This window comes from Phormidesmis priestleyi BC1401 (assembly GCF_001650195.1).
GTDB classification, from domain to species: domain Bacteria; phylum Cyanobacteriota; class Cyanobacteriia; order Leptolyngbyales; family Leptolyngbyaceae; genus Phormidesmis_A; species Phormidesmis_A priestleyi_B.
Genome location: NZ_LXYR01000020.1, coordinates 68646 through 81230 on the forward strand (window position 1 = coordinate 68646; position 12585 = coordinate 81230).

Consider the following 12585-nt stretch of genomic DNA (forward strand, 5'->3'; position numbering starts at 1 on the left):
TGTTCTAGAAATTGCCCCGATTTGAAAGCCATGCTCTAGGATCGAAAAGACGTGGGAGACTTTAAGCCTGAAGTCTCTCTGTCTGCCACTCGTTTAACCGTTCGCACCTGAGTCAGTCGTGAATTTTCCCAATCAGAAAAATAAAAATCGGCTCGACGATCGAAGCTCAGGGCAACGCTCTCTGATGTCTCACCCGTTAAAACCTGGACAGGTCTTTTTTAGTCCGGGTGCTCATTTTAGCTATCGGGTAATCGGGGCTTGCTGTCGATTGTTCGATCGAGACACTCTTCCTTATCCCTGCTGTCGCATCGAGTGGCACAGCAAAGAACCCAGTTGGCGACGCATCGGCAAGCGCTTGATTGTAGATTTGGCGACGAAAAACAGCCCGTCTTATAGTGTCGAAATTATTGGACAAGCGATGCAAGAACCGCTGGTGATGACGCTCTATTCAGTCAAACTGCCGCAGCCGCTTAAAGAATGGTGGGTTTCTAGCAAGCCGTCTACTTCAGAGATCGCAGATTCGACCTGGCTCGGCTCGGCTGAAGAAATCAAAATCGAGGGATAAACGGCACTTCCCCAATGGGGATGTAAGATGCTGCAACAGTCGCCAAAGTGGGTCGTAGAGTAGCCCAGGGTTGACCGCACAACGGCTACGTCATCCAACCGCAGCGTTCCCGCCTGAGATAAGAGGGGATGACCCGTCCGGGGATCAAACAAGTCTGCCAAGTATCCGGCTCGGCGTAAAATGTGGACGATCGCCAGCCCAAATTTTAAGAACCGCTGCCGAAGCTGTTGTTTTTGAGCATCGGTTTCAGGCGTAAATTGGATTAATTCTACTGGGCAGGGCTGCAAGACGACTAGCACCGATCGCACAGGCAATGACCAATCAGGCAACAGTCGAGGCAGGTTTTTGCAAATAAATGGGTTTGGCGCGTGAACGGAGTATTGCATGGGGAAGCCAGTCGAGAGTGTAGCCACTAGCTAAACTGCTGGGCATAGAATCGAGCATAGCGCCCTCCCTCAGCAATGAGTTCAGAATGAGTGCCGGATTCTACGACTCGACCTTTCTCTACGATTAAAATACGATCGACGCGCCGCACAGTAGCTAGACGGTGAGCAATGATAAACACGGTGCGCCCCTGCATGATTCGCTCTAGGGCTTCCTGAACAAGCGATTCAGATTCAGAATCAAGGGCGGATGTGGCTTCGTCGAGAATCAGAATTCGGGGGTTGAGCAACACGGCACGTGCGATCGCCAACCGCTGTCGCTGTCCGCCTGACAAATTTACGCCGCGCTCGCCAACCCAGGTATCATAGCCGTCTGAAAGCTGACTGATGAACTGATGCGCGTTGGCAATTTTAGCGGCTTCTTTGACTGCATTTAAGTCAAAATCAAGTCGACCAAAGGCAATATTTTCAGCGATCGTGCCTGAAAACAACGTCGTTTCTTGCGGCACGATCCCAATTTGTCGCCGCAGACTGCGAAGTGAGACATCCCGGACATTCGTACCATCCACCCAAATGTCGCCTATTTGGGGATCATAAAATCGGGGAATCAGATTCACCAGAGTGGTCTTTCCGGCTCCTGATGCCCCGACAAGCGCGATCATTTCTCCGGGCAAAACGAACAGATTCAAGTCTTGCAAAACGGGACGATCGGGCTGATAAGAAAAAGTGACATTACCGAATTCGACTTTTCCCATCACTGGGGCAAGCATCGGCGCATTGGGCTTCTCGACGATCGTCGGTTGCAGTTGCAGCAGATCAAAAATCCGATCGACCGATGCCTCTCCCTGCTTAAACTCGTTATAGCTGCTGGTAATGGTGGCGATCGGCTCAAACAGCAGCGCAACGGCAGTGACATAGCTAATAAATCCGCTTCCGGTCAACTGCCCTTGAGAAATTTGCCAGCCGCCTAACAGCAACAGTGACAGCATACTCAACGCTTCTAGCGATCCTACTACTGGATACTGAGAGGCTCTGAGACGCTCCATTGCATAGCGGGCTTGGCGATTGCGCTCTGCCTCACGACTGAAGCGATCGATGACATATTCTTCTGCCGCAAACGCCTGCACCAAGCGAATGCCGCTCAACATTTCAATAATCAGCCCTGACAGATCAGACACCTGACTTTGGCTGCGATGAGATAGCTTTCGCAGTCGCTCTCCAAACCAGCCAATAATCACCGCCAGCAGCGGCGCGATGATCAGAGTTGCCAGCGTCAGTCGCCAGTTGACCCAAATCATATAACCCAGCACCGCAATCAGGCGCAGCACATTGGGCACAAACTCATGAAATAACTTATTGACCACCTCGCCAATGCGATCGACATCCTCAGTCAGCCGATATGCCAGATCTCCGGTTTGCATCGTCTCAAAATAGCTGAGACTCAGGTGTTGGAGATGAGCATAGGCTTGTTTGCGGAGTTGGAGCGCGATCGACAGCGCCGCTTTTGCCATCAGGGTGTCTTGCCCATATTGCACTATCTTTTGCCCAACCCAAACCACCGCCGCAAAGCTGGTTAGCTCGGCGAGCGCGCTCACTTTTCCTGCGCCAATCAACTCTGCCATTCGCCCCGCCAGCCACGCCAAAACAGGCCACGTAGCCGTAAACATCAGCGTGCAAACCATTGCCTGAGCAATGAGCTTCCACTGAGGGCGAACATAGGTGGAGAGTTGCCAATAGTTAGAGCGGTGTTTCAATGGCGGCTGGACTTGCGTTCTTGGTAGATGTGAAAGACAGAAGGCAGAAGCGAAACGACGATAATGATCAGAATAATCGGCAATAGATATTTATCGACATCCGGAATCACTGCTCCTAAAGAATAGCCCAACAGCGTCACGCCAAACGTCCAGATCAATCCCCCGATGACGTTGTAAAACAGAAACGTGCGATAGTTCATTGCTCCAATTCCTGCCACGATCGGCGCAAAGGTGCGAACGAGTGGCACAAATCTCGCCAGCACGATCGCCTTCTTGCCATATTTCTCATAAAACCCTTGGGCAGAGACTAAATGCTTTTTGTGAAACAGCCAAGAATCTTCTCGTCGAAATAGGCTTCGTCCAAATCGATTCCCCATCATATAACCAACGCTATCTCCCAAGACAGCAGCCACAAAGCAGCCCAGCGTCAGATATTGAATGCTGAGAATGTCTTGAGAGGCTAGAAATCCAGCCGTAAACAATAGACTGTCTCCCGGCAAGAAAAACCCAATTAGTAATCCAGATTCTGCAAAAATGATCGCCCATATCACGAGATGAGCCGAGATCGGACCAATTTCCTTAAGCCACTGTCCCAGGTGAGCCGCATCAAAATTCATCGTTTCCTCACTCTACGCGCTGTGTTTGCTTCCGTCTCACCACCCAGATCATCAATGCCACGATCAGACCGACCAAAACAATCTTTGAGACGGGCGCTAGATAGTCATCGACTCGATCGTAGTGCTCTCCTAATAAATATCCGGCATAAGTTAGTATAGTCACCCAAATCGTGGTGCCGATCGTGGAGTAAACCAAAAAAGGCGCTAATCGCATCTCGCTGATTCCGGCTGGCAAAGAAATTAGCGTTCTAATTCCAGGCACCAGCCGACCCAGCAACACCGCCTTGTTGCCGTGATGATAAAACCAGCGATTAGCTTTGTCGATGTCTCTACCAGAAATGCCTACCCACTTGCCGAAGCGATCGGCGAGTGATTTCAGCCGTTCTTCGCCCACCAGTTTGCCTGCATAATACCAGGGCAATGCACCTAACACGGTTCCTAACACGCCTGCCAAAACCGCATACTGAAAGTTCATTTCGCCCTTTGCAACGGTGAACCCCGCCAATGGCATGATTAACTCTGACGGGATGGGGGGGAAAAGGTTCTCTAAAAACATCAATAAGCCGATACCCCAATAGCCCAACCCATTCATGGTGTTGGTAATCCATTCAACCATTGCCTGATTTCCCTTCGCGAATAAAAGCTCTCTTACCTTTACACAGCGAAACGATAAGTTTCCAGGGGCTTCGTTATTAAGTTTCTTAACGGTCTGACGCGATTCTTTCTCTCATTTTAGAGTCAGTGACCTACCCTAAAAGCTTGACGACGAATCTTTCTAGGGTTTTGCTGAATAACTTGTTAACAACGGGCTCTACTGGACTCGAACCAGTGACCGACCGCTTAGAAGGCGGTTGCTCTATCCACTGAGCTAAGAGCCCCGGCTGCAAATGAAGTTGAGACTTTCATCTTCGCACTGATTAGACATTATACAATTCTAACGAGCCTGCGGGAGTTTCCTGACAGATTTGTTCTCGTTCATAGCCTGGTAGAATCACAAACTAATGTCTCAATATCACACATGAGCCAGGTTTCCCCCGACTTATGTGTACACTGAAAGCCAGAAAAAGGGAATTTAAAGGAAGTGTAGTGATCATAAAAATTCCAAGACAAGGTTTTTTTAAAATCCCACCTCTAACAGCTTTTTCGCTTCAGATTCTAGCGGAGAGCCTGTCTTGAATCAAAGCCTGCGCCCATTCATGTCTCAAACCCGCCGCCCTCTAACCTCGATAGGAGATAACTAGCTGTTTTATGTTCATTCTGAAACGGCAGGATGTGGAAATCTCCAGCATCCAACACCCCAAACGAGATCAAAAGATTCCAATTCTCACTTATCAGGGGCTGACCTTTCGCCTGATCAGTGTGTTTAATGCCAACCAAGAAGAACAGGCGCGGGCACTGTGGCGTGATTTAACCGATAATCAGGGCAAAGCTTGCGTTTTATTAGAAGAACCCGATCGCTACAGCATTTGGGGCAGAGTGCGGCTCGATCAGTTAGCCCACGAGACTCAAGAGAATGAGGCGACTGGCTCAACGACTCTCATGCTTACCCAGGCTTGTCTGCTGATGCTGCAAGCAATATACATTGACATTGAAGACTTGATGGGAGTCAAACAGGCAGTCACCTTTCAAAAAGATATTGCTGATGTGTTTCGACAAGGGCGATTTCCGCAAACCGAGTCGCTCGATGCCATCAAGCAACTTTTGACCGTCAATCCGCTTGACAGTCTGCAAACCCCAGCTTGGCAAGAAGCCCATTTGACGATGCTCTTGCGAGATCTGCACCGCATCGGCAGAAACTACTTTGGCAAATCTCCCTTCATTCCCCGGACGCTCGAAGCGCTGCAAGACTTGCCGTCGGGTGAGCGTAGCCGCTTTTTGGCGTGGATGGCGCGATCGCCCGATGGCAATTTGTGGCACTAGCTTCAAAAATCTTTGGCATCCAGTGCCTGCGAGTGCAGTAACATACACCATTCCCTCCGCTCGCCGCTGTTTTTTCCCTAACCGTACCTCTTTGTGATATGAGTAGCTCGATCGACAAATCTGCCGCTAAGTCTCTCTCTGTACAAGCGATCGTCTTCACGGAGATTATCTGGGCGGTGCTGGCACTATTATTTTTTCTGCTGTTTAGTGTGGCTGAACCTGGACAAGACCGTCCGCTTTGGTACTCCTATGGCACGTCTATTTTTGAGCTAATTGCCTATTTGGTCGCCGCTCTGTTGTGCTTTAGAAATTGGCGCAGCCCGCAAATCGTCAGTGGTCGCAAAGTCTGGTTTGGTATTGGGATGGGAATGCTGTGCTATTTCTTGGGAGGTGTGCTGTTTACCTTTTGGGAGACCTTTTTAGGGCGAACTGCCGACGTGTCACCGGGCGATTTCTTTTATGTCCCAACGTATCTGTTTTTGGGATGGGGGATGGTGATGGCGTTTGCCGATCGTCGTCTCAACCTAGAAATCTGGCAGTGGGGCATCGTTGCCGGAATTGCGGCGATCAGCATTGCGTTCGCAACCTGGCTGACGATTTCTCCCGGACAGACTGCAAACGCTGATATTTTTGGCATCGCATCCGCATCTGCCCAAACGGTTCCGGCAAAACCCGCCGTTAAACCGACTAAAGCCGCTTTGAAAGCGAGTCCCCAACCTTCTAAAGTGCAGGCTTCTCAAGCCGCGCCCAAAGCGATCGTCGCTCCTCAGTCTGTGCCCTCTGTCCCGGTGGTACGATCGGCAGCTCCTGTCAAGATAGAGGCTGAACAGAAAACGCCTCCTCCGGCTTGGGTATCTGCGGTTGAAGATGCGTTAGCCCCGCTCAAATTGTTTTTAGATTATTTCTATGTCATGGCGGATGTCTTTATTTTGGTTGTAGCGACGACGCTGCTGCTCGCCTTTTGGGGTGGTCGCTTTTCACAATCTTGGCGGATGATTGCGGCGGCGGCGTTCTCGCTGTATATCGCGGATACGTGGTTTAAATATGCGACAGCACGGCTCGCAAACTATCAGAGTGGCGGCTTGCTGGAGATCTTCTGGGTGCTGAGCGGGGTGCTGTTTGGCATTGGTGCAGCCCTGGAATATGATCTCAGTCGCTCTCGTCGCGCTGGAGGACGAAGACGAGCTTAGAAAGGGGGGTAAGGCAAAGTCGTCTTTCACGCTTTTTGCCAGCGCTTAGACTTAGAATGGGAGGTGCTGACTGGTGAGCCAATGGCTTCTGGGTCAGCGATCGCTTCAACGCCTTTCATGGACTATGGCATGACTCCTCGCAAACTGTCTGATTCTGACAAAAACCACATTGTTGAGCTATATCGTCAGCCTAGAGAGACTACGCTCACTCTGGCAAATCAATATGGGGTGAGCAATACCACCATCAGCCGGATTCTCAAAAGCAGTTTGCCCGCCGAAGAATATGAAGGTCTGATTCAGCAAAAGCGTTTTGCCTCGCGCAATTCTGAGGGATCTTCTCGCAAGTCAGATGAGATCCCGGTGCAAGGCAGCATTCTTGAGATGCCCCCGGTGGTTGAAGAGGTTCTTGAGCCTGAGTTGATGCCTCTGGCGGCTTCGGTTACTTTAAATTCGACTCCTGAACGAGTAGTGTCTGCCCCAATTCGCCGATCGCGCCAGCGTCCGTCGGTTGAGTCTGAGCCAGATGCCGCGATCGAGGAAATCTCTGAAGTGGTTGAGGAACTTGCCACTGCGCCTGTTATGAAGAAGGTGGTGAAGTTAGCTCCCAGGTCAGAAGACGTTGCCGCATCTCCAACCTTTGAAGACGAGGACGATGAAGAGGATGATCTCGATGATCTCGACGATGATTTAGAGGAGGGACTGGACGACGACGATCTCGATGATGACCTTGACGATGGAGAGAGTGGCTCTCTGTTGCCGTCTCTTCAACTCAACTCAGCGTCGTTTGTTCGGGTGTTGCCTCTCGCTGAAGCATCGATTCCTAAAACGTGTTACTTGGTGGTCGATCGGGCTGCCGAACTGGTTGCTCGTCCGCTCAGGGAGTTTGGTGAGTTGGGGCAGATTCCGTCTGACGAGACTCAAGAGAAGACGCTGCCTGTGTTTGATAATCATCGCGTTGCCAAGCGATTTTCTAATATTCGCACTCAGCGCGTGATCAAGATTCCCGATAGTGGTGTTTTGCAGAAAGCTGCGCTTCACCTGCAAGCTAAAGGCATTACACGGCTGCTGATTGACGGTCAGGTTTATACGTGGTGACGGTTTTAGAAATCGTCATCGTCGTCATCAGGCTGAGAACTGGAGGAACCGAATAGCGGTTGCGCGATCGCCGCTCCAGTCACCCCCAACCCGGCACTAAAAGCAAGAATTAACCCAAAGGGCATCTCAACAAGCTGAAAGCTAAGAAACCGCAGCGAGAGAGGGGTGGCATTTTGAACCGAGATCAGGGCGATCGCTCCGATCCAGACGGTGAAAATCAGTGACGTAATCAGCGTTGCAAATGATTTCATAAAGTTTAAGAATTAACGGGTTTTAGTTGATGAATCGATCGTTCCATTGCTTCAGCAATTTGAGCCACTTTTCTGGGAGAATTTGTTTCTAGGTAGACTCGGATTAGTGGCTCTGTGCCAGACGGGCGCAGCAGAATCCAGCTTCCTTCTTCGAGATAGAGTTTGATGCCGTCTTTGCGACCGACTTCTTTAACGGCGAGTCCTGCTATTTGGGTGGGCGGACTTTGAGTAAATGAGTCTAAAACGGCTTTTTTGTGAGGATTGGTGAGACGCAAATCGACGCGATGATTGTAGAGCGGACCGTCTGCCTCGACGATCACCTCTTGCACGAGTTGGCTGAGAGGTTTGCCCTCGTAAGCGATCGCTTCAGCAACCAGCATATCTGCTAGAATGCCGTCTTTCTCAGGGATGTGCCCGATAATGCTCAACCCGCCAGATTCTTCACCCCCGATCAGGACCGGAGTCTCCCGCATTTTTTCACCAATATATTTAAAGCCAACGGCGGTCTCATAGAGTTCTAACCCATAGATTGCGGCAAAGTTGTCGAGCAGCCGAGTCGTGGCAACCGTGCGGACGATCGCGCCTCGCTTGCCTTTGTTTTTAATTAAGTGCCGCGCCAACAGCAGCAGAATAGTATTTGGGGTGAGAATTGTGCCCTGCTCATCGACAATGCCAAAGCGATCGCTGTCTCCATCGGTCGCGAGTCCGAGATCTGCCTGATCGATCTGCACGGCATCTACGAGACCTATCAGTTGTTCTCCTTTGGGTTCGGGCATTCCGCCGCCAAATAAAACGTCGCGATAGGTGTGAAAACTCTCGATTTCGCAGCCGCAGTGATTCAAAACGATATCGAGATAGCCACGAGAAGTCGAATAAAGCGCGTCATATTTAACCTTGAGTTTGGCATTGCGAATTCGATCGACATCCAAGATGCGGTAGATTGCGGCTAAATAAGCGGGTTTAGGGTCAAACGTCGAAATTCTATCAGACGAGTTGCCGCTTGGAGGGGCATCCGACGCGCGATCGAGATTGGCGACAATGGCATCGGTGATTTGAGTCGTCGCCGGACCTGCATAATCGGGAATGTATTTAATTCCACAGTAGGGAGCCGGGTTATGACTCGCGGTAAACATTAACGCTCCCGCCGAGTTGAGGTGACGAGCGCTATGGGCGATCACCGGAGTCGGACAGTCTCGATCGACAATTTTCACCCTCCAACCGAGATCCGCTAACACTGCGGCTGACGTATGAGCAAACTGATCTGCCAAAAATCGAGTATCGTAGCCAATGAGAACCGGACAAGCTTTTGAGTAAGTCACGTCTAGATAACGGGCGATCGCTCGCGTCACTTTGCAAACGTTAGAAAACGTGAAGTCGTCAGCAATAATGCCGCGCCAGCCATCGGTTCCAAACTCAATTTTTGAATGTCTACTCATCGTTCACCCTTCTCATTCCTTGCTTTATGGTACTAGACACGTTTCAGGAAACTGTCAGTGAGTTTTTGAAGCTGGCAGAGATCATTCTTAGGGTCTTGAACTAAATGAATCAACTTCCGCAGGTTCGTGCGCTGGTGTTGGGATTGATTCGTGATGGCGATCGCATCCTGGTCGCTGAAGGCTACGATTCGGTTAAGCAACGTTTTTTCTATCGCTGCTTGGGCGGCGGCGTTGAATTTGGTGAGACAAGTTTAGACGCGCTCAGGCGAGAGTTTCAAGAAGAAATCCAGGCAGCATTATGCAATATTCAATATTTAGGATTTAGCGAAAATCTGTTTGTGTTTGAGGGCAAACCTGGACACGAATGGATTCAGATTTATCAAACTGACTTAGTGGATTCTAAGTTTTATCAGCTAGATAAATTTATTGGAACTGAGACGAAGACAGAATTTGTGGTGCGATGGATCGAGTGCGATCGCTTTCAATCTAAAGAACTCCACCTCGTTCCTGAAATCTGCTTGAGCTACCTCTGATAATTGTCTCGTTTCAGGATAAAAACCTGAGAAACCGTACACTGAGAAAGTTCCTTGCTAGCGACCTCTAAACTTAAGCAAAGCTTCAAATTAGACAGCGTGTCGCCCCCAATAATTGAGTCATCGTGTAGATAGAATGACAGCAACTTCTCTCGCGGAGTCATCCTAATTTCTGTCATGTTCAGATCGGGAAATATGCCTAGCTCTCAGGCTCAAAGCTTATCTCAAACCCTACCTTGGACTGTTTTTCAACAGGTTGGCGATCTGCTCAAACAGATGGTCGAACCTGACGATCTCATTGTGACGGAGGAGGTGCTTTCGTCGTCGAACTCAGATGCAAGCCGAGTCGATCGCTATGTTGTTGTAGTGTCTTCGAGATTTAGCGCCCTTCTGAAAGGTCAAGCAGTGCAGAAGCCTGCTCGATCGCATTCTGCCCCTTCTAACGACTGGTGTCAGATTAGATTGACCTTCGATCCGAGAGAGATTGCCATCTTTCTAACTCACTTAGAACCCCTTTTGCCTGATAAATCGGCTTTACTCCAGCAGGTTAAGCAAGTGAAATGGTCTCTTCAGCCCAATGACCCTGAGCGTCAGAGTCAGTTTACGCTGCGATTAGTTGAGCGGTTGACCCCAGCTCAAGATTTCGCGATCGAAGACTCGTGGCAGCAGGTCGAACAAGAGCGTTTGTTAAATGAAGTGACAATGCTGATTCGTCACAGTTTAGAGTTGCCTGAGATTTTAGAAACGGCAGTTCATCAGGTGCGGCAGTTTCTGCAAGTCGATCGGCTAATCATCTATCAGTTCAACATTCCGGCTCCGTCGAGTTGGGTTGATCTAGCTCCTGACGGGTCTTTGAGCTGGCAAAAGACTGCACATAATCTAGACGGCATTATCTACGAATCGAGGAAGGACGATCGCGAATCCCATTCCGCATCGGCTCATTTTTTGCATCGGTTAAGCCATCAAGAGCAAGCCGAGTTGGTGACTCCGATTATGGTGCGAGACGAATTGTGGGGATTATTGATTGCCTATCGCTCTCAACCAAGTCTCTGGCAGGAGAGCGAGAAAGCCTTTCTGAAAAGGATTATGGAGCGTTTAGCGATCGCGATCTCTCAGGCAAAGTTCTGTGCTCAATTGCAACAACAGATTCAAAGTTTAGAACAGCAACTCATCGATCGAACTCAAGCTCTTCGTGATGCTCTGACGAGCGCTCAGGCGGCAAATCGCGCTAAGACAGAGTTTTTATCTACCATGAGTCACGAGTTACGATCGCCGCTCACAGCGATTATCGGCATGGCGGCAACGCTGATCCGTCATCAACTGATGCAGCCTGATGTAAAAGGGGTGCTAACTCTGCAAAAACAGCAAGAATATCTGCAAACGATCCAGAGCCGCGGAGAACACTTGCTGGCGCTGATCAACGACATTCTAGATTTGTCGCACGTTGAAACCGGAAAAGCGGCGTTAGACATCCGTGAGTTTTCTCTCTTTCAACTGGCACGGCAGACACTAAACTCTTTGCAAGAAGAATCCGACCTGAAAAAGGTAGCCCTTCATCTCGACTTAAATTCAGGAGCAGACTCTTGTAAGGAATTGACGAAACGCAGTGGGCTTGAGGAAGAATCGCGCTGCGATCGCTTCACAGCCGACCCGCAGCGAGTCAAACAAATCTTGACCAAACTCCTCAGCAACGCCATCAAATTTACGCCCGAAAACGGCAGTGTGACGCTGAGAGTTTGGGCAAACGAAGAGACGGCAATTCTGCGAGTTGAAGACACCGGAATTGGCATTTCTAGAGCAGAAATCCCGCTTTTGTTTCAAAAGTTTCGGCAGCTAGACGCGTCTTATCACCGCAAATATGAAGGCACGGGGCTGGGACTCGCGCTGACTAAACAATTAATCGAACTGCACAACGGCACGATCGAAGTAGAGTCTATGGTTGGGGTCGGCTCCCAATTCACAGTGCATCTGCCCACTCAAGCGTCGATTACAGGAAGATCCGGCAACGCAGGGCATTAAGATTTTGGCGCTGCTGACAGATGATTCTCAGGAAGAAAAAGCTCACCGTCTGGCAGCAGGAGCCAGTGATTAGTGGGTAAAGCCATTCAGATTGGTCGATCGGTTGATTGCTCAGGTCGTGGCTTTGGGGCAAGACGATTAGCGGCGAGTCCCGATCGCTTGAAACATGACATCCCAAAATACGCCATTTTGCACAAATAACCCAAACTTTACTAACAGCGGCGCTTTGGGATTAATGCTCAACTTCTCAAAAGCGGCAGGCACGATCGAGAGCGCAATAAAGGCAGCGAGAACAAACGTCGGTTTAGAACTTTGAGCACGAATCACGCCACTAAAATAAACGCCTAACAGCACGCCTAAATACATCAGCAGTTGATCGGCAAATGATAGCTGCCCCTCTTGCCGCTGAGTAAACGCTGCCCAGAGGGACATCAAAACATTCTCACGAGGTTTCACGCTGACTTCAGGAACAGGAGACAGCCACTGCTGAATGAAGTGGCTCTTAGTCTCCGTGATCTCTGGGCGATCGAGCCTCTTGGTTTTGAATATACGTCGATTAAGGTCGAAATATTTCAGTAGTTTCATCTGCATCCCCTGATGTGTGTCAAGTGTTTATACTGACGACTCCTTTACTCAAGAACCAATCTTGATGCAAAAGTTTCCTCGATCGATACAACACGCGCCAATTTGATTATCTCTTCACGAATATGAATATCTTACCGATGTATAGCCACTGCCACATTGGTTAGGACGCAGCTTGTTTAAGAACAAATTCTACCGCATCGCGTAGGTTGTCCGAGTCGCGCAACTGCTTGCGAATAC

Annotated in this window: 12 protein-coding genes, 1 tRNA gene and 1 pseudogene; 6 read left to right on the forward strand and 8 right to left on the reverse strand. The window is 49.7% G+C overall.

The window, feature by feature from the left end; translation table 11 throughout:
• The first annotated feature begins 118 nt into the window (after positions 1–118).
• Positions 119–565 carry a hypothetical protein gene (locus A8707_RS29680; protein WP_231948043.1) on the forward strand — a complete coding sequence of 149 codons (447 nt, stop codon included), beginning with the start codon at positions 119–121 and terminating at the stop codon, positions 563–565.
• A gap of 23 nt (positions 566–588) precedes the next feature.
• Here A8707_RS29680 and A8707_RS26860 read toward each other — a convergent pair.
• The 5 genes and pseudogenes from A8707_RS26860 to A8707_RS12725 form a co-directional block, all read right to left on the reverse strand.
• Positions 589–951, reverse strand: a pseudogene (locus A8707_RS26860) (methylmalonic aciduria and homocystinuria type D protein); the annotation flags it as partial.
• 26 nt (positions 952–977) lie between these two features.
• A complete protein-coding gene (locus A8707_RS12710) occupies positions 978–2702 on the reverse strand; it encodes an ABC transporter ATP-binding protein (protein WP_068817533.1) in 1725 nt (574 codons plus the stop codon).
• Positions 2699–3319: a DedA family protein gene (locus tag A8707_RS12715; protein ID WP_068817534.1), complete on the reverse strand. Its 621-nt coding sequence runs from the start codon at positions 3317–3319 to the stop codon at positions 2699–2701. The genes A8707_RS12710 and A8707_RS12715 overlap by 4 nt, the downstream gene beginning before the upstream one ends.
• 7 nt (positions 3320–3326) lie before the next feature.
• Positions 3327–3935 carry a DedA family protein gene (locus tag A8707_RS12720; protein WP_068817536.1) on the reverse strand — a complete coding sequence of 203 codons (609 nt, stop codon included), beginning with the start codon at positions 3933–3935 and terminating at the stop codon, positions 3327–3329.
• A gap of 189 nt (positions 3936–4124) precedes the next feature.
• Positions 4125–4197: transfer RNA gene (locus A8707_RS12725), tRNA-Arg, on the reverse strand.
• 370 nt (positions 4198–4567) lie between these two features.
• Here A8707_RS12725 and A8707_RS12730 point away from each other — a divergent pair.
• From A8707_RS12730 to A8707_RS12740, 3 genes are all read left to right on the forward strand, one after another.
• Positions 4568–5239, forward strand: coding sequence for an Npun_F0813 family protein (locus tag A8707_RS12730; RefSeq protein ID WP_068817538.1), 672 nt, complete (start codon positions 4568–4570; stop codon positions 5237–5239).
• 98 nt (positions 5240–5337) lie between these two features.
• Positions 5338–6429 carry a hypothetical protein gene (locus A8707_RS12735; RefSeq protein WP_068817540.1) on the forward strand — a complete coding sequence of 364 codons (1092 nt, stop codon included), beginning with the start codon at positions 5338–5340 and terminating at the stop codon, positions 6427–6429.
• Positions 6430–6510: 81 nt separating this feature from the next.
• Positions 6511–7524, forward strand: coding sequence for a hypothetical protein (locus A8707_RS12740; RefSeq protein ID WP_231948044.1), 1014 nt, complete (start codon positions 6511–6513; stop codon positions 7522–7524).
• 5 nt (positions 7525–7529) lie between these two features.
• Here the strand turns inward: A8707_RS12740 and A8707_RS12745 are convergent, their stop codons facing one another.
• Together A8707_RS12745 and A8707_RS12750 are read right to left on the reverse strand one after the other, a co-directional pair.
• On the reverse strand, positions 7530–7775 hold the full coding sequence (locus A8707_RS12745) for a DUF1049 domain-containing protein (RefSeq protein ID WP_068817542.1): 246 nt from the start codon (positions 7773–7775) through the stop codon (positions 7530–7532).
• 5 nt (positions 7776–7780) lie between these two features.
• On the reverse strand, positions 7781–9211 hold the full coding sequence (locus A8707_RS12750; RefSeq protein ID WP_068817544.1) for a phosphoglucomutase/phosphomannomutase family protein: 1431 nt from the start codon (positions 9209–9211) through the stop codon (positions 7781–7783).
• Positions 9212–9315: 104 nt separating this feature from the next.
• Between A8707_RS12750 and A8707_RS12755 the strand changes: the two genes are divergently transcribed.
• Both A8707_RS12755 and A8707_RS12765 read left to right on the forward strand, forming a co-directional pair.
• Positions 9316–9744, forward strand: coding sequence for an NUDIX hydrolase (locus A8707_RS12755; protein WP_068817546.1), 429 nt, complete (start codon positions 9316–9318; stop codon positions 9742–9744).
• A 195-nt stretch (positions 9745–9939) separates the two neighbouring features.
• Positions 9940–11763, forward strand: coding sequence for a GAF domain-containing sensor histidine kinase (locus A8707_RS12765; RefSeq protein WP_068817550.1), 1824 nt, complete (start codon positions 9940–9942; stop codon positions 11761–11763).
• A 138-nt stretch (positions 11764–11901) separates the two neighbouring features.
• On the opposite strand, the gene A8707_RS12770 is transcribed toward A8707_RS12765, so the two are convergent.
• Positions 11902–12348, reverse strand: coding sequence for a hypothetical protein (locus A8707_RS12770; protein ID WP_156518530.1), 447 nt, complete (start codon positions 12346–12348; stop codon positions 11902–11904).
• Positions 12349–12585 lie beyond the last annotated feature (237 nt).

What these genes read in the sequence shown, in the direction of transcription:
- A8707_RS12715 (WP_068817534.1), bottom strand. Translation starts at nt 3,319, where the DNA reads ATGAATTTTGATGCGGCTCACCTGGGACAGTGGCTTAAGGAAATTGGT.
- A8707_RS12720 (WP_068817536.1), bottom strand. Translation starts at nt 3,935, where the DNA reads ATGGTTGAATGGATTACCAACACCATGAATGGGTTGGGCTATTGGGGT.
- A8707_RS12730 (WP_068817538.1), top strand. Translation starts at nt 4,568, where the DNA reads ATGTTCATTCTGAAACGGCAGGATGTGGAAATCTCCAGCATCCAACAC.
- A8707_RS12735 (WP_068817540.1), top strand. Translation starts at nt 5,338, where the DNA reads ATGAGTAGCTCGATCGACAAATCTGCCGCTAAGTCTCTCTCTGTACAA.
- A8707_RS12740 (WP_231948044.1), top strand. Translation starts at nt 6,511, where the DNA reads ATGGCTTCTGGGTCAGCGATCGCTTCAACGCCTTTCATGGACTATGGC.
- A8707_RS12745 (WP_068817542.1), bottom strand. Translation starts at nt 7,775, where the DNA reads ATGAAATCATTTGCAACGCTGATTACGTCACTGATTTTCACCGTCTGG.
- A8707_RS12750 (WP_068817544.1), bottom strand. Translation starts at nt 9,211, where the DNA reads ATGAGTAGACATTCAAAAATTGAGTTTGGAACCGATGGCTGGCGCGGC.
- A8707_RS12755 (WP_068817546.1), top strand. Translation starts at nt 9,316, where the DNA reads ATGAATCAACTTCCGCAGGTTCGTGCGCTGGTGTTGGGATTGATTCGT.
- A8707_RS12765 (WP_068817550.1), top strand. Translation starts at nt 9,940, where the DNA reads ATGCCTAGCTCTCAGGCTCAAAGCTTATCTCAAACCCTACCTTGGACT.
- A8707_RS12770 (WP_156518530.1), bottom strand. Translation starts at nt 12,348, where the DNA reads ATGAAACTACTGAAATATTTCGACCTTAATCGACGTATATTCAAAACC.